This window comes from Sphingomonas sp. STIS6.2 (assembly GCF_000732685.2).
GTDB classification, from domain to species: domain Bacteria; phylum Pseudomonadota; class Alphaproteobacteria; order Sphingomonadales; family Sphingomonadaceae; genus Sphingomonas; species Sphingomonas aerolata.
The window spans coordinates 213,640-229,744 of record NZ_JPDP02000159.1; the positions used below are offsets into that span (position 1 = coordinate 213,640).

General features: G+C 65.8%; 14 protein-coding genes and 1 tRNA gene. 7 read left to right on the top strand and 8 right to left on the bottom strand.

What is annotated here, in order from left to right:
* Nucleotides 1-529: 529 nt before the first annotated feature.
* The 4 genes from sphst_RS15900 to sphst_RS15920 form a co-directional block, all read right to left on the bottom strand.
* Nucleotides 530-1,081 carry an FxDxF family PEP-CTERM protein gene (locus sphst_RS15900; protein ID WP_107045822.1) on the bottom strand — a complete coding sequence of 184 codons (552 nt, stop codon included), beginning with the start codon at nt 1,079-1,081 and terminating at the stop codon, nt 530-532.
* Nucleotides 1,082-1,938: 857 nt separating this feature from the next.
* Nucleotides 1,939-2,014 (bottom strand) — tRNA-Ile (locus tag sphst_RS15910).
* Between the two features lie 123 nt (nt 2,015-2,137).
* Complete coding sequence (locus sphst_RS15915; RefSeq protein WP_031393308.1) at nt 2,138-2,404, bottom strand: hypothetical protein; 267 nt, start codon at nt 2,402-2,404, stop codon at nt 2,138-2,140.
* A 154-nt stretch (nt 2,405-2,558) separates the two neighbouring features.
* On the bottom strand, nt 2,559-3,959 hold the full coding sequence (locus sphst_RS15920) for a M20/M25/M40 family metallo-hydrolase (protein WP_107045824.1): 1,401 nt from the start codon (nt 3,957-3,959) through the stop codon (nt 2,559-2,561).
* A 104-nt stretch (nt 3,960-4,063) separates the two neighbouring features.
* Here sphst_RS15920 and ettA point away from each other — a divergent pair, with 104 nt between their 5' ends.
* The 3 genes from ettA to sphst_RS15935 all read left to right on the top strand — a co-directional run bounded on the left by ettA (nt 4,064) and on the right by sphst_RS15935 (nt 7,913).
* Entirely contained in the window at nt 4,064-5,743 is a 1,680-nt protein-coding gene (gene ettA, locus sphst_RS15925) for an energy-dependent translational throttle protein EttA (protein WP_031439507.1), read from the top strand.
* A gap of 196 nt (nt 5,744-5,939) precedes the next feature.
* The gene (locus sphst_RS15930; RefSeq protein WP_234387710.1) at nt 5,940-7,133 is read left to right on the top strand and encodes a sensor histidine kinase; all 1,194 of its coding nucleotides are present in this window, start codon (nt 5,940-5,942) and stop codon (nt 7,131-7,133) included.
* Between the two features lie 18 nt (nt 7,134-7,151).
* Nucleotides 7,152-7,913 carry a DUF3108 domain-containing protein gene (locus tag sphst_RS15935; RefSeq protein ID WP_159043682.1) on the top strand — a complete coding sequence of 254 codons (762 nt, stop codon included), beginning with the start codon at nt 7,152-7,154 and terminating at the stop codon, nt 7,911-7,913.
* A gap of 17 nt (nt 7,914-7,930) precedes the next feature.
* Here the strand turns inward: sphst_RS15935 and sphst_RS15940 are convergent, their stop codons facing one another.
* From sphst_RS15940 to sphst_RS15955, 4 genes are all read right to left on the bottom strand, one after another.
* Entirely contained in the window at nt 7,931-8,701 is a 771-nt protein-coding gene (locus sphst_RS15940; RefSeq protein ID WP_031439510.1) for an NYN domain-containing protein, read from the bottom strand.
* A gap of 10 nt (nt 8,702-8,711) precedes the next feature.
* Nucleotides 8,712-9,092 carry a DoxX family protein gene (locus sphst_RS15945; protein ID WP_031394250.1) on the bottom strand — a complete coding sequence of 127 codons (381 nt, stop codon included), beginning with the start codon at nt 9,090-9,092 and terminating at the stop codon, nt 8,712-8,714.
* Nucleotides 9,093-9,189: 97 nt separating this feature from the next.
* Complete coding sequence (gene greB / locus sphst_RS15950) at nt 9,190-9,666, bottom strand: transcription elongation factor GreB (RefSeq protein WP_107045825.1); 477 nt, start codon at nt 9,664-9,666, stop codon at nt 9,190-9,192.
* Between the two features lie 19 nt (nt 9,667-9,685).
* Nucleotides 9,686-11,689, bottom strand: coding sequence for a lytic transglycosylase domain-containing protein (locus sphst_RS15955; protein WP_107045826.1), 2,004 nt, complete (start codon nt 11,687-11,689; stop codon nt 9,686-9,688).
* A gap of 79 nt (nt 11,690-11,768) precedes the next feature.
* Here sphst_RS15955 and dapA point away from each other — a divergent pair, with 79 nt between their 5' ends.
* The 4 genes from dapA to sphst_RS15975 all read left to right on the top strand — a co-directional run bounded on the left by dapA (nt 11,769) and on the right by sphst_RS15975 (nt 16,010).
* Entirely contained in the window at nt 11,769-12,668 is a 900-nt protein-coding gene (dapA, locus tag sphst_RS15960) for a 4-hydroxy-tetrahydrodipicolinate synthase (protein ID WP_107045827.1), read from the top strand.
* A gap of 115 nt (nt 12,669-12,783) precedes the next feature.
* Nucleotides 12,784-13,266 carry an SsrA-binding protein SmpB gene (smpB, locus tag sphst_RS15965; RefSeq protein ID WP_031395420.1) on the top strand — a complete coding sequence of 161 codons (483 nt, stop codon included), beginning with the start codon at nt 12,784-12,786 and terminating at the stop codon, nt 13,264-13,266.
* A gap of 78 nt (nt 13,267-13,344) precedes the next feature.
* On the top strand, nt 13,345-13,830 hold the full coding sequence (locus tag sphst_RS15970) for a DUF2062 domain-containing protein (protein WP_051916534.1): 486 nt from the start codon (nt 13,345-13,347) through the stop codon (nt 13,828-13,830).
* Nucleotides 13,831-13,922: 92 nt separating this feature from the next.
* Nucleotides 13,923-16,010, top strand: coding sequence for a M13 family metallopeptidase (locus sphst_RS15975; protein WP_107045828.1), 2,088 nt, complete (start codon nt 13,923-13,925; stop codon nt 16,008-16,010).
* Nucleotides 16,011-16,105 lie beyond the last annotated feature (95 nt).

A 16,105-nucleotide genomic window follows, 5' to 3' on the forward strand; every position in this document is an offset into this window, starting at 1 on the left:
ATGGGTCCTGACCCTAGCCCGCGCATTGCCGACTACGGTATATGCGCCGGATCGACGCAGCTGCCGAGGCCGTCACACTCTGGCACCGACCGATTTCGCTATCCTGCTGCGCGGCTTCCCAAAAAAACACGAGGGGCCGGCGCTCGGGGCAGTGATGTCAGAGACAGCGCAGGGTTAGGCGGACCGCTGGTGTGTCTACGCGACCGTTGACGGTCTCGCGAAGCGCGGCTCTTATTGGATTTTCTGCATTGTCACTCCGTCGACGTTTGACCACTTAAACCCGACCCATGCCGTCCCCGGGTATCCGGACCATAGATGTGATCCGTGGCTGTGGACGACATAAGGAAGTCGACTTCGACCAGTTCGCGCCTGACCGTACGCTTAGGTGTCGGTCAATGGCGGTCGTCGCGCCACATCAATCCCTCCGCAGCCTCAATCGCGCTGGATTCAAATGAAAACAGCCGCCAACCTCGAAAGGTTGGCGGCTGCCTTCACACGGCCGGACACTGGGACCGGCTGTGAAATCTCCTTAGGCGAATGCGATCTTCGCCTGGCGACGACGAACGCGCATCGATGAGCCGATACCGCCGATACCGAACAGCATGATTGCCCAAGTACCGGCCTCGGGAACTGCTGCCGTCGGCTCAAAGGTTGCGGTGCCGGCATAGGAACCGTTACCACGCGAGAGGCCGTTCACGACGATCTGGTTCGTCGCACCTTTTGCGATCGCCACGTTGTTGATCTCGAAAAACTCGGCCTTGCCGACAACAGTCTTCGACGCTGCGAAGCCATTGATGAACACCGACAGGATATCAAGATCTGTCGGGCTGAAGAACCGCGTCGTGCTCGTGCTGAGCGTACCGCTAGCCAGACCGGCCTGATCGATGATGAAATTGAACGTATCCGTGAATGCACCACGCTTGATGCCCGCCCGGCCGAAATCTGCCGAAACGGTACCATTCTTTATATCGCCGCTGACGGTGAACTCCGGGTCGTTCGGAGTGAAGTTAACTGCGTGAGCCGCTGGGGCCATCGCGAATGCAGATACGAATGCCATTGTCGAAAGAAGTAAGCGCTTCATGATGGTCCCTTTTTACGTGTTCCTTGGAAAAAAAGTAAAGGGGGCCAGAGAGTTATGCAATTGCCTGAAAACGGCCACCACCCAACCATTGTGTGGTTTCGGGACAATCGTGCATCGTGAGCGGAGTGCGATGAGCGTCATGAATTCGCGCGGCCGGATCGTTTGCATCCGGGGGCATTTTCCACGGTAGAAGCGTGCAATAGGCCCTGCTCAAAATTGGTTAACAAGACAAGAAGAATGACCTAAATCTTCAATAGTTGTTGACGGGCACACTGTTCTTCCAGCGACATTCAAACCCCCCCGAGTTACGAGGTTTTCCGAACTATCCCGTGCCTCGTTCCGCCCGGCGATGGCAGGCAGGTTGAGAACAAAAAAGGAGCAGTATAGCTCGGGCGCTACCCTGATTCGTTGTTTGGATGCGCCCAATGAGTATGCAAACGCCGCGAGTTCGACTGCCGAGCTCGCCAAAGAGCAAGGCAGGAGCCTCGCTAGCCTCTCTACGATGATAGGGCGTAACGCCGCCGATCTAAAGCGGTTCGTCACTCGCGGTTCGCCGCGACTTGCACCGCGGCGTGCGCTGCGGCGGGCATTGCCGAGATCATCGTCGCAATGCCGCCCAGCATGATCATCGACACCCTCAAACCAGGTGCTTCCGCCGAAGCCGGAGCGGCTCCGCAAGCCGCAGAAATCCGGGCCGAATCATGACATCTGGGGGGCAGAAAATACCATTTGAAAAATACCCCCAAATATCCCGCACTCTCAGTTCGCCGTATGGAACGTGTGAGAAGGAAAACCCCCACAAACGACGCAATTCTGCGCATTCCTGACGAGGTAAGGTTAGTCACTATTTTAGATATTGGTGGGCCCGGCAGGAATCGAACCCGCAACCTAGCCGTTATGAGCGGCCAGCTCTAACCGTTGAGCTACAGGCCCCACCGCCGCCTGCGTTAGCGCAAGCGTTTCCAAAGAAAAAGGGTGCCAAAGAAAAAGGGCGCTCCCGAAGGAACGCCCTTTCCGACTCCAAAACGCTGTCGAGCGCAAGCGCCCGACAAGGTCTTAGTTCATGTTGTCGGTCTTCTCGTCGGCAGCATCGCGGACGTTGTCTGCTGCTGCGTTCATGTTGTCGGCTGCGTTCTCGAGCACGTCGGTTGCGACAGCGTTCGAGGTGTTGTCCGCCATGGCGTCCATGTTGTCAGCCTGCATTTCCATGTTGTCAGCCAGCATGTCCGCGTTGTTCTCAACTGCGGCGGCTTCTGGCGACTTGCTGCAGGCTGCGACGGACATCAGGCCGGCGGCAGCAGCGATCAGAACGATCTTCTTCATTCGAATGCTCCCAAGCATAGTTTCACTCGCGGCCGACCCGATTGCCGTCGCGAAGCCCCGTCAAATAGCGGCCCCCGACCGGCGGTCAATCCGCTAAATTCATCGCCCAGCAAGCTTTGCGACAGTCCGATGACGGGCGGGTTGCCGCAACTGGTCACTTTCTTGGCACGACCGAGCCGATTTCCTCGGGCGCATTGGCCACGATCGCCAGCATCGTCGTCCACGCCGCGACGTTCTGGCGAAGCTGCTCGGGATCGACCCGGTCGAGCGTGTCGTCAGGCGTGTGATGCGTATCGAAATAGCGCGTACCCGACTGGTTGAGGTCGATCGCCGCGACGCCAAGCGCCATCGTCGGGCCGACATCGGTGCCGTCACCGCCGACCCCTGCGCCGCGCGCGATGCCGAGCGGGGCGAGCGCGGAGGCGAGGCGATCGGCGACCGGCTTCGCGCTGTCGGGCAGGTTGGTCTCGAACCGCCAGACGCGATCCGCGCCGAAATCGGATTCGCCCGCGGTCGCGTGCCGCTCGGTCTTGTGCGCCTCGGCATAGGCCTTGCCGCCAAAACCGCCGACTTCCTCGGCACCGAACCAGACGACGCGGATCGTCCGCCGCGGGCGCGGGCCGTCGAGGATCCGCTTGGCCGCCGCCGCGGTGATCGCCACGCCGCTCGCATCGTCGATCGCGCCCGTGCCGAGATCCCAGCTGTCGAGATGCCCGCCGACCAGTACGATCCCCGCCTTGGGATCGGTCCCCGGCACTTCGGCGATCACGTTCCCCGATTCGTGCGTGCCGGTCATCCGCGGGGTCAGGACGAGCGTCATCGTGATCGGCTTGCCGCGCATCGTGATCCGTTCGATCAGCTCGGCATCGGGCACCGACAGCGCCGCCGCCGGGATCGGCGTGACGCCCTCGGGGAAGTTGGTCGTGCCGGTATGCGGATTGCGGTGATGATCGGTACCGATCGAGCGGATCACGATCGCGGCCGCGCCCTTGCTCGCCGCCATCGCCGGCCCCACGAACCGTGCAGGCCCGAACGCGCCATAGCTCGACCCGTCCTGCGTCGGCTCCATCGCATTGCCGACATAGGCGATCTTGCCGGCGAGGCTCCCGGCAGGCGCCGCGGCCAGGTCGCCATAGGTCTTGAACACCACCACCTGCGCGGTCAGGCCGCCTACGGGCGTCGCGCCCGAATTGCCGAGCGCGGTCAGCTTCAGCGCCTGCGGGAAGGGCGACAGGATCGAGCCCGTCTCGACGCCGCGCACCCAGACGGGCATCTGGTACGGCTCGATCCGCACGTTCTTGAACCCCAGCGCCTTCAGCTTGGTCACCGACCAGGCACGCGCACGCGCCTCCGCCTCAGTCCCCGCCAGCCTGGGGCCGATCTCGGTCGTCATCCCCTCGACGATGTCATAGGCGACGTCGTCCTTGAGCGCGGCATCGCGGAGGGCTGCGACCTTCGCATCGACCGGGGCAGGGGCGGGTGGTGCGGTCCGCTGTGCCATGAGAGGAACGGACAGGGTGGAGGCGGCCAATACCGCGAGCGTGTGCTTCATCATCCGCGACAGCCTATGTCGCCGCTCCCCGTTTGCCAACGGCCCGCCGCATCGCTATCTGCGCACGTCAAATCCCGCCTCATTCAAGCATGGAGCTCGGCACCCACATGGCCGTCCAGTATACCTACGTCATGAAGGGTCTGACCAAGACCTTCCCCGGTGCCGCAAAGCCCGTCCTCAACAACATCCACCTCCAGTTCATTCCGTCCGCCAAGATCGCGATCATCGGCCCCAACGGGTCGGGCAAGTCGACGCTGATGAAGATCATGGCGGGCATGGACCCTGATTTCACCGGCGAGGCCTGGGCGGCCGAGGGCGTCAATGTCGGCTATCTCGCGCAGGAGCCGCAGCTCGATCCGACCAAGGACGTGATGGGCAACGTCAAGGACGGCGTCCGCCCCGTCGCCGACCTCGTCGACCGGTTCAACGCGATCTCGGCCGAGATGGGCGATCCGAAGGACGACACCGATTTCGACGCGCTGATGGAGGAGATGGGCGATCTCCAGGCCAAGATCGACGCGGTCGACGGCTGGGCGCTCGACAGCCAGCTCGAACAGGCGATGGAAGCCCTGCGCTGCCCGCCGGGCGATGCATCGGTCGAGAATCTCTCGGGCGGCGAGAAGCGCCGCGTCGCGCTCTGCAAGCTGCTGCTCGAGAAGCCGCAGATCCTGCTGCTCGACGAGCCGACCAACCATCTCGACGCCGAAAGCGTGTCGTGGCTTGAGAACTACCTCAAGGAATATACCGGCAACGTCATCCTCGTGACGCATGACCGCTATTTCCTCGACAATGTCGTCAACTGGGTGCTCGAGCTCGATCGCGGCCGCTACTACACCTATGAGAGCAACTATTCGGGCTATCTGGAGAAGAAGGCCCAGCGCCTCAGCCAGGAAGAGCGCGAAGAGGCCGGCAAGCAGAAGGCGATCGCCGACGAGCTCGCTTGGATGCGCCAGACCCCCAAGGCGCGCCAGACCAAGTCCAAGGCCCGTATCCGCGCGTTCGACGAGCTGATGGAGAAGCAGGAGAACCGCGTCGCCGGCAAGGCCGCGATCCTCATCCAGCTGCCGTCGCGTCTCGGCGGCAAGGTGATCGAGGCGAAGGGCCTGACCAAGTCGTACGGCGACAAGCTGCTGTTCGACGGTCTCGACTTCACACTGCCGCCGGGCGGCATCGTCGGCGTGATCGGCCCCAACGGCGCGGGCAAGTCGACGCTGTTCAAGCTCATCACCGGTCAGGAAACCCCGGACACGGGCACGATCGAGGTCGGCTCGACCGTCAAGCTCGGCTATGTCGACCAGAGCCGCGACGATCTCGATCCGAACAAGAACGTCTGGCAGGAAATCTCCGACGAGCTCGAGATCTTCCGCTTCGGCAAGCAGGAGATGGGCACGCGCGCCTATGTCGGCGCGTTCAACTTCCGCGGGCAGGACCAGCAGAAGAAGGTCGGCCAGCTGTCGGGCGGCGAGCGCAACCGCGTCCACATGGCCAAGATGCTCAAGGAGGGTGGCAACGTCCTCCTGCTCGACGAGCCGACCAACGATCTCGACGTCGAGACGCTGCGTGCGCTCGAAGAGGCGCTCGAGACGTTCGCCGGCTGCGCGGTGGTCATCAGCCATGACCGCTTCTTCCTCGATCGCCTCGCCACGCACATCCTCGCGTTCGAGGGCGACAGCCATGTCGAGTGGTTCGAGGGCAATTACGCGTCGTACGAGGAGGACAAGCGCCGCCGCCTCGGCGACGCCGCCGACCGCCCGACGCGCCTGGCGTACAAGAAGCTCACACGCTGAGCGTCTGAGACCCGCCGCGGCCCATGTTCCCGGGCTGCGGCGGACGTGCACCTACCATCCAAACTCCGTCATCCTGACGTTCGTCAGGATGACGAGGGCGGTGTAGGACCGAGCTGGTGCCTGCCACGCAAGCGCCATGTTGATCCCCTAACCGGGGTCGGTAGGAGACATATTGGTCCCCACGAACGGAGCAGGCGTGACAGTCATCGAACACTCCCCCGGTGGAGATGCCCCCCCGGGTGCGGGGGAGCTGCAATACCGGCTTCGCCAGCAATCGATACTGGCCGATTTCGGGATCGAGGCGCTGCGCGCGCGCGATCTCGAACCGATGCTCCAGCGCGCTACCGAATTGTGCGGCGAGGGGATGCGCTCGAAATACTGCAAGTTCCTCGAATATCGCCCCGAACAGGACAGCCTACTCGTGCGCGCGGGGATCGGCTGGGCGCCGGGCGTGGTTGGATCGGCCGAGATGCGCACCGATCTCGCCTCGCCCGCGGGCTTCGCGCTTGAGACCGGCCAGCCGGTGATCTCCAACCATCTCGAGAATGAGGAGCGGTTCCGTACGCCCGCCTTCATGGCCGAGCACCATATCCGCCGCGCGATCAACGTGCTGGTCGAGACGTCGGGCAAGCGCTTCGGCGTGCTCGAGGTCGACAGCCCCGACGAGGGCAAGTTCGAGCCCGCCGACCTCGCCTTCATGCAGGGGTTCGCCAATCTGATCGGCGTCGCGATCGAGCGGCAACAGGCCGAACAGCGCTTGAGCGACGCGATGGAGCATCAGGAGCTGCTCACGCGCGAGGCGAGTCACCGCGTCAAGAACAGCCTCGCGCTCGTCTCGGCGATGCTCAACCTCCAGATGCAGGAGGATGACGACCCGCGCATCACGCGGCTGCTCGGCGACGCGCAGGCGCGCATCACCGCGATCGCACAGACGCACGACCAGCTCTGGCGCGGCGAACAGGTCGGGATCGTCGCGCTCGACGACCTGGTCTGCGGAATCGCGACGGGGCTTGCCGAACAGGCGCCGCTGCACCGGATCGACTGCGACATCGACGCGATCCGGATCAGCGCGGATACCGCGATCCCGCTCGGCCTACTCGTCACCGAGCTTGTCACCAACGCGATCAAATATGCGTATGGCGAGGGTGGCGGCGTCATCGCGGTGACGATTCGCAACGCCGACGGCCGGATCCTGCTGACCGTGTCCGACGACGGCGTCGGGCTGCCCGCCGATTTCGACCTCAAGGCCGCCTCGCGCAAAAGCCTCGGCATGCGGATGATCGGCAGCCTTGCCCGGCAGTTGCGCGGCACGATCGCGATCGAGAATGCCGCGCGCGGCACCTGCGCGGTCCTCGACATTCCCGATCCGAGGATCGTGCTTCCGGACTGATCGCTTGACGCGTGTATGATGTCCGTAGCACACCTCTCCTACAACGACGGGGTGGGGATGATGGACATGCTGATGATGCTAGCGGCCGCGGCGGCTGCGGTGACCGCGCCGCAGGGCGACAGGGTCAAGCCGATCGACCAGTGTTTCGCGATCTACCGCCCCGGCTCCCCCGCAGGCACGCAGGCCGCCGGAGCACCATCCGACCAGCCCGTCATCGGCGCAACCCGCCAGGTCATCCGCGCCATCCGCGTCGGCGGTCGGCCGGCCTGGGATATCGTCGTCCATCAGCGCGTACCGATGGCGAATTTCGCGATGCGCGATCACTTCGTCCTGAACCGCGACGATCTGACGCCGATCACCTTCGACAACAGCCGGAGCGGGGTCGAGCATGTCGCGCTGCGCTACAGCCCCGGTCGCATCGTCGGAACGAAGACCGACAAGGCCGTCATCACGCCGATCGACGTCGCGGTGGCGGGACCGATCTGGGAGGGCAATCTCTGGGGCGTGACGTTCGGCGCGTTGCCGCTCGCGATGGGCAAGAGCTTCTCGCTGCCCTTCTACCAGTATGACGGCGGCATCGGCCGCTTCACGCTGACCGTCACCGGCAGTCAGAGCGTCGCGACCCCGACAGGGCCCGTCGATGCCTGGACCGTCGCGGTTCTCAAGGACGGCAAGCCCAGCGCCACCACGCTCATCGCGAAACGCGACGCGCGCGAACTGGGCAGCTTCGCCGCGCGGGGCGGGACGAAGCTTGGCGGCGACTGCACCGGTCTCGACTGAGCGACCGGCGCCCCCGCTCAGCGCACCCGCTTGACGTAGATCCGACCGCCGTCACGGCGTTCGGTCTGGAAATTGGGCACCGCCTCGATCAGCTCGGACAGATGGTTGAAGCCATAGTTGCGCGCATCGAAGCTCGACCGGTTGCCCGCACGCTGCCCGAGCTCTGTCAGGCTCTGATAGCCCTTCTCGTCGCGCTTGCCCGCATTGTACGCGTCGATCAGCAGTTTGATCAGGTCCGACCCGATCGGCTCGCCGCCGCGCGACCGGCGCGCGGCCGGCGCGGCGGGGGCAGGGGCCTTCTCGCCACCGATCGCGGGCGGCAGCGACAGCGGCATCGGCTCGGATTCGTCGTCGAGCGCGCTGACGTCGATGAAGCGCGTGCACGCCTGGCGGAACCCCTCGGGCGTGCGGCTGGTGCCAAAGCCATAGACCGGCACGCCGTCCTGGCGGATCCGCATCGCCAGTGGCATGAAGTCGCTGTCCGACGACATGATCCCGAACCCGTCGATCCGGCCGCGGAACAGCAGGTCCATCGCGTCGATCGTCATCTTCATGTCGGTCGCGTTCTTGCCCTTGGTCAGGTCGAACTGCTGCTGCGGCTCGATGCCGTGCTTGATCGACATGTCGCGCCAGCCTTTCAGCGCGGGCTTGGACCAGTTGCCATAGACGCGCCGGACGTTGACCGTCCCGAGCTCGGCAAGAACGGTCAGCACCGGGTCGAGCGTCGCCGACGAGGCGTTGTCGGCGTCGATGAGAAGGGCGACGTTGCGGGTTGTGGTATCGGCCATACCGCCGGGATTAGCCGCGCCCGCGCCCGGCGTCCACGCTCCACGCGCCGCCACCCGCTGCAGCGAGATAGAGGAACACGAAACAATAGAGCACCGCCGCCTCGCCGCCATTGGCGATCGGGAAGGGCCCCTGCGGTGCGTGCGCAAGGAAATAGGCCGCCGCCGACATGCCCGACAGCAGGAACGCCACCGGCCGCGTGAACAGCCCGACGATCAGCAACGCGCCGCCCACAACCTCGATTATGCCCGCGACGTACAGCAACGGGGTCATCGCCATCGGGAAGGGCGGCAGCCCGAAGAACTTGGAAATACCGTGGCTGAAAAAGACCAGCGCCACGACGATGCGCATCACGCTGAGCAGGCGGGGGGACCAGGTGGCGGGTATCGGCATGGGATCATCCTGAACGTCGTTGCGGTCCCGCTACGTCCTATGCGCGCGTGTCTGCGTCAACGCGCCGGATCGAAACGGATCGTTCAGCGATGGGATGTCAGGGATAGGCGATCGCCACGACCTCATATTCGCGCTCGCCCGCGGGCAGGTCGACGCGGCGGACATCACCGATCGCGGCACCCCGCAGCGCGCGGGCGAACGGCGAATTCCAGCCGATCCGCCCGTTGCCCGCATCGGTCTCGTCGTCGCCGACCAGCGTGAGCACGCGTTCCACATCCTCCTCGTCCGCCACCGTCACGCACGCGCCGAACCAGACGCGGCTGTGGTCCTCCTGTGCGGCGGGATCGACGACCTTGGCCGCCTTCATCCGCCGCGACAGCCAGCCAAGCCGCCGGTCGATCTCGCGCAGCCGTTTGCGCCCATAGATATAGTCGCCATTCTCCGACCGGTCGCCATTGCCCGCCGCCCAGGAAATCACCTCGACCAGCTTCGGCCGCTCGCTGCCGAGCAACAGCTCATATTCCTCGCGCAGCACCGTATAGCCTGCCGGGGTGATGTAATTGGGCCGATCCATCCGCGCCGTCTCGTCCGGTTCAGCCGGGCCGGGTCTTGCCGAGATACCAGGACGTGCGCGCCACGCTGTGGCTCTTGGCGCGGGCGGGGTTCATCAGGTCGTAGACGACCGCATTCTCGATCACGCGCTGCACATAGTTGCGCGTCTCCTGATACGGGATCGCCTCGATCCAGTCGATGATGTCGACCGCCCCGGTCCGCGGGTCGCCATTGGCGCGCAGCCACTTGTTCACATTGCCGCCGCCCGCATTATAGGCAGCGATTGCAAGCGGATAGCTGCCATAGTTCGCATAGATTCGCTGGAAGTAACTCGACCCCAGCATGATCGACAGATTGGGATCCGTCGTCAGCGACGCCTGGTTGTAGGCCAGCCCGATCTTGCCCGACTGCTCGCGCGCGGTCGCAGGCATCAGCTGCATCAGCCCGCGCGCACCGGCATGGCTGACCGCGGCGCGATCGAACTGGCTTTCCTGCCGCGAGATCGCGTGGATGATCGTCCAGTTGTCCTCATAGCCCGCCGGCACGCTGACGGTCGGGAAGCCCGCTGCGGAATAGTCGCTGAGCCCGTTCGCCCGCGCGCTGCGCCCGACCATCACGCCCAGATCGGGGCGGTTGATCCGCGTCGACAGTTCGGCGGCGAGCGCGTGGTCGGTGTCGGTCGTCGCATCCGCGGCGATCTGGCGGACGAACGCGGTCTGGTCCTGCCAGTCGGCGATCTGGCCGAGGAACTTGACCGCGCGCACCGTCTCGCGCTGCTCGAACGCGGCGCGCACCGCAGGCGCGATCGCAAGGCTGGCCATCGGCGGTGGCGGGGTCAGCGCGCGGCCCATCCGCTCGGTCGCGAGCTGCCCGTAATATTGATCGCGGTAGCCGGCCGCCTGCGTGTAGAAGGCGGTGGCATCGGCCTGCCGGCCCGCCGCCTCGGCCGCGCGTCCCGCCCAGTAATAGCCTCGCGCCCGCACCACCGGCGAATTCGACCCACGCGCATAGCGGTCGAACAGCGTCATCGCATCCGCCGGCCGCCCGAGCTGCTTCATCGCCGCCTGCCCGCCGAGCCAGGCGAGATTGGTATATTCGTCGCGCTCGGCATAGGATTTGGCCGAGATGTTCGCCCCCGCCGGATAGGCATCGTCGATCTGCCGCGCGATGTCATAGGCGACCTGCCACTGGCCGTCATTCGCCGCGCCGCGCGCATTGGTCACCAGGATCTCGTACCATTCGCCCGCATTGCCCGGCCGGGTGGTCAGCGCCCGCGGCCGCGCGAGCCAGGCGCGCGCGCTCGGGCTCGCGCCGCTGTTGCGCAACCACACCGCGCGGTCGGCGACATAGCCGGCGTCGCCGCGATAGGTCTCCATCGTCGCCGCGGACAGATCGGACGCGTTCGGTGCATTGGTCCGGAAGGCGAGCCGCGCCTCGAACAGCGCGCGCTTGGCGGGACTGACCAGCAGGATCTGGCGCTGCGCTGCGCTCGTCTGCCCCGACCAGAGCAGCGCGTCCATCCGCGCATCCTGATCGTCCGGCGACAGCGCGCCGGGAAAGCCCGTCGTCACCGCGACCTGATCGATCGGCGTCAGCCCGCCCGATCGCCAAGCGGTGCGCACCGCGGCATAGGCGCGGTCGCGCTGCCCGGTTGCCTGCAATGCGCGCGCATAGGCAAGATTGCCCGCCGCGGACTGCGGCGGATAGCGCGTGAAGAACGCGACGACGCTGCCCGCCGCACCGCTGCCGATCGCCGCCTGCCGCTCCGCCGCGCGGCGATTGGCGGTCTCGTTGGGCCAGCCGGGATGCGCCATCAGGAACCCGGCATAGCTGTCGAACGGCAGTGCGTCGGTCTGTTGCAGCGCGCGCCACTGCGCGATCGTCGAGGCGATCGCGCCGTCGCTCGCCATCGGCTGCGCCTGCGGGCCGATATTCGAAAGCTGCGTCCGGTACCGGTCGAGCGTTTCCTGTCCGACCCCTGAAGATACCGCCGTGCCGGCCAAAGCCGCCAGGACGATGCTCGATTTGAACGCCAATGCTACCATGTGGACAGAATAGCAGTTCAACCCGTATCTGTCCTGAACGAAACTCCCGAATTCAGCGCGGCAGGAGCGCAATATACCGATGTTTGCAGGTTTTTCCTTTGCCGGGTCGATCCCGGCGCTCGTCACGCCGTTCGCCGCGGACGGCAGTTTCGACGAGCAGGCCTATCGCGATTTCGTCGAGTGGCAGATCGCCGAGGGCTCGTCCGCGCTGGTCGCGTGCGGCACCACCGGCGAGGCAGCGACCCTGTCCTATGACGAGCATTTCCACGTCGTCCGCGTCTGCGTCGATCAGGCGAAGGGCCGCGTCCCCGTGATCGCCGGGGCAGGGTCGAACGACACCCGCGTCGCCTCGGCCAATCTGCGTGCGGCACGCGAGGCTGGCGCCGATGCCGCGCTGATGGTCCCGCCCTATTACAACCGCCCGAGCCAGGAGGGGATCTTCCGGCATTTCGAGGCGCTCGCCGCCGACGCGCCGCTGCCGATCATCCTCTACAACGTGCCCGGCCGCACCGTCACCGACATCCAGCCCGCGACGCTGGCGCGGGTCGTCACCGCCTTTCCAAAGGTGTTCGTCGGCGTGAAGGACGCCAGCGGCGTGCTCGCGCGCGTCTCGCAGCACCGCGAAGCCTGCGGGCCAGACTTCTGCCAGCTGTCGGGCAATGACGACCTCGCGCTCGCGTTCAACGTGATGGGCGGCACCGGCTGCATCTCGGTCACCGCCAACGTCGCGCCGAAGCTCTGCGCCGAGTTTCAGGCGGCCTGCCAGGCGGGCGATTTCGTCACCGCGCTCGCCTATCAGGACCGTCTCTATCCCCTGCACGACGCGCTGTTCACCGACGCGTCGCCGGGCCCGGTCAAATACGCCATGGCGCGGGTACGGGCCGGCTTCCCCGAGACGCTGCGCCTGCCGATGACCCCCGCGGGCGACGCCTCGCGCGCCGCGGTCGACGCGGCGCTGGCACACGCCGGCCTGGTCTGATCCCCGTCCGTCATCCTGACGCACGTCAGGATGACGGGGGGACCGACAATTAACGTCCAACGCGATACGACGCCCGCTTCCCCTTCGCCCTCCGACCTCCTACATCGCGCATCCCATGGCACGCCCCAAACCCCCGACCTTCGAAAAGACCAAGATCGTCGCCGAGAACCGGCGCGCGCGGTACGACTATTATATCGAGCAGGTGTTCGAGGCGGGGATCGCGCTGACCGGCACCGAGGTGAAGGCACTGCGCGGGGGCGAAGGCTCGATCGCGGAGGCCTATGCCGAGGTGAAGGGCAGCACGGTCCAGCTCGTCAATTCGAACATCCCCGAATTCAGCCACGGCAACCGCTTCAACCATGAGCCCAAGCGGCCGCGCAAGCTGCTGCTGCACGAGCGCGAGATCAACAAGATGTTCGGCGCGGTCGCGCGTCAGGGCATGACGCTCGTGCCCTTGATGATCTATTTCAATTCCAAGGGCCGCGCGAAGGTCGAACTCGCGCTCGCCAAGGGCAAGCAGAACCACGACAAGCGCGATTCGGTGAAGGAACAGGACTGGAAGCGCGAGCAGGGCCGGATCATGCGGGATCGTGGATAGGCCGTGACCAGGGCGCCGGTCGGTCTCTTCGGGCGCCTCGCGGCGTGGTCGCATCGCAATCTGCCGACCCGCGATTCGATGGAGCGCAACCGCCTGTTGCGCCCCGTCGCGCACCGCGTGCTCGCGCCCGAACTGTGGCGCTTCACGCGGCGCTCGGTGCCGCGCGGCGTTGCGCTCGGCATGGTCGCGGGGATCCTCGTGCCGGTCGCACAGACCCCCGTCGCCGCGTTGTTCGCGCTGCCGTTCCGCGCCAATGTGCCGACCGCTGCGCTGACCACCTTCATCACCAATCCGCTGACGACTCCGCCGCTCTGGATCGCCGCCTATTGGATCGGGTCGTGGATGCTGCGGATCGACGCGCATGTCCCCGGCCAGCCGGTCGCCGAAGCCGCCGCGCAGGCCGACTGGATCCCCTGGCTGATGCAGGCCGGCCCCGCCACCGCGCTCGGCCTCCTTGCCATCACCATCGTCGCCTCGATCGGCGGCTATGCGCTCAGCGCGCTCGGCTGGCGGCTTTGGATTGCCCGCAAGTGGCGGCACCGCCACGATAATCGCGGATCGTAACAATCGTCACTATCTGTCGCCCGACGAATTGACGGAGCGTCTTATCGGCGTAGAACACACCGCATCCTGAAGTTCTTCCCCGAGGGTCCTTGATGCGTACGTCGATTGTCACCGCCATTCTGCTCGCCTCCGCCGCAACGGTCTCGGCCCAGACCAGTCAGACCCCGGCCCGACCGCCCGCCCCGTCGCCCGCGCTCGCAGGCGCGGCCAGCGGTCCTGTCGCGCCGAAGGATGCGAACAAGCCGCAGATCGGCGATTTCGGCTTCGACATGGCCGGGCGCGATACCGCGGTGAAGCCCGGCACCGACTTTTTCGACTATGCCAATGGCGGCTGGGAGAAGGCGACGCCGATCCCCGCCGATCGCTCGTCCTACGGCATGTTCCACGTCCTCCAGGACCTGTCGCTCGAGCGCACCCGGACGATCCTCGACGCCGCGACCGCGAAGCCCGGCGACAAGGTCGGTGACTTCTACGCGAGCTTCATGGACGAGGCTGCGGTCAACGCGAAGGGTGCGGGGCCGGTGAAGCCGATGCTCGCCGCGCTGAAGACGACCACCGACAAGACCGCGCTCGTCACCCAGATTGCGAAGCTGCAGCGCCAGGGGGTCGGCGGGCTCGTCGGCGTCGGCGTCCAGCAGGACGACAAGGACCCGACCACCTATGTCGTCGGCTTCGGCCAGAGCGGCCTCGGGCTGCCCGACCGCGATTATTATCTGAAGGACGATGCCAAGCTCGCCGCGGTCCGCACCGCCTATCAGGCGTATCTCGCGCAGATGCTGACGCTCGCGGGTGAGCCCAACGCGGCCGCGCGCGCCGCGGCTGTCTTCGCGATGGAGAAGGGCCTCGCCACCGCGCACTGGACGCGGATCGAGAGCCGCGACGCGGACAAAACCTACAACAAATGGACCGCCGCCGACTTCGCCGCCAAGGCGCCGGGCTTCCCCTGGGCGCAGTACATGACCGCGATGGGCGTCACCGGCCGTCCCTTCTACCTCGTCGCGCAGCCGAGCGCGCTGACCGGCGAGGCGAAGGTCTTTGCCGACACGCCGGTGAACGTCCTTCAGGACTATGCGATGCTCAAGGTGCTGCGCGCCTATGCGCCCTATCTCTCGAGCGATTTCGACAAGGCCAATTTCGGCTTCTACGGCACCACCCTGTCGGGCACGCCCGAGCAGCAGGTCCGCTGGAAGCGCGGCGTCTCGACCGTGTCGGGCGCGATGGGTGAGGCGATCGGCGAGCAGTATGTCGCGAAATATTTCCCGCCGGAATCGAAGGCGGCCGCCGATCAGCTCGTCAAGAACGTCATCGCGGCGATGGGCGACCGGTTGCGAAACCTCGCCTGGATGGCGCCCGAGACCAAGACCAAGGCGCTCGCCAAGCTCGCCGCCTTCACCCCCAAGATCGGCTATCCTGATACATGGCGCGACTATTCCGCGCTCCAGGTCCAGCGCGGCGACCTCGTCGGTAACGTCGGGCGCGCCAACGCCTTCGACTATGATCGCGACCTCAAGAAGCTCGGCCAGCCGATCGATCGCGGCGAATGGTTCATGACGCCGATGACGATCAACGCCTATGCCAATCCGACGATGAACGAGGTCGTCTTCCCCGCCGCGATCCTTCAGCCGCCCTTCTTCGATCCGAAGGCGGACCCCGCGATCAACTATGGCGGCATCGGCGCGGTGATCGGTCATGAGATCAGCCATCATTTCGACGATCAGGGCCGCAAATACGATCAGAACGGCAAGCTGACCGACTGGTGGACGCCGCAGGACGTCGCGCGCTTCAAGGTCTTCACCGACGCGCTGGTCAAGCAGTACGACGCCTATGAGCCCTTGCCCGGGCTGCACGTCCAGGGCGGCCTGACGCTCGGCGAGAACATCGCCGATCTCGCCGGGCTGACGGTCGCCTATGACGCCTATCATCGCTCGCTCGGCGGCAAGCCCGCGCCGGTGATCGACGGCACCACCGGCGACCAGCGCTTCTATTATGGCTGGGCCGGCGTCTGGCGCAGCAAGTTCCGCGAACCCGCACTGCGCCAGACCTTGCTGTCTGATCCGCACTCGCCGGGTCACCAGCGCGTCCTCACCGTCCGTAACCTCGACCCCTGGTACGCGGCGTTCGGCGTGAAGCCCGGCGAAGCCAGCTACCTCGCCCCCGCAACCCGCGTCCGCATCTGGTAAGCTGCACGCCTACCGCCCCACATAGCCCCGTCATCCTGGACTCGACCCAGGATCCAGAGCCACGCGCGCGGACGCCGGTGGCTCTGGATCCTGAC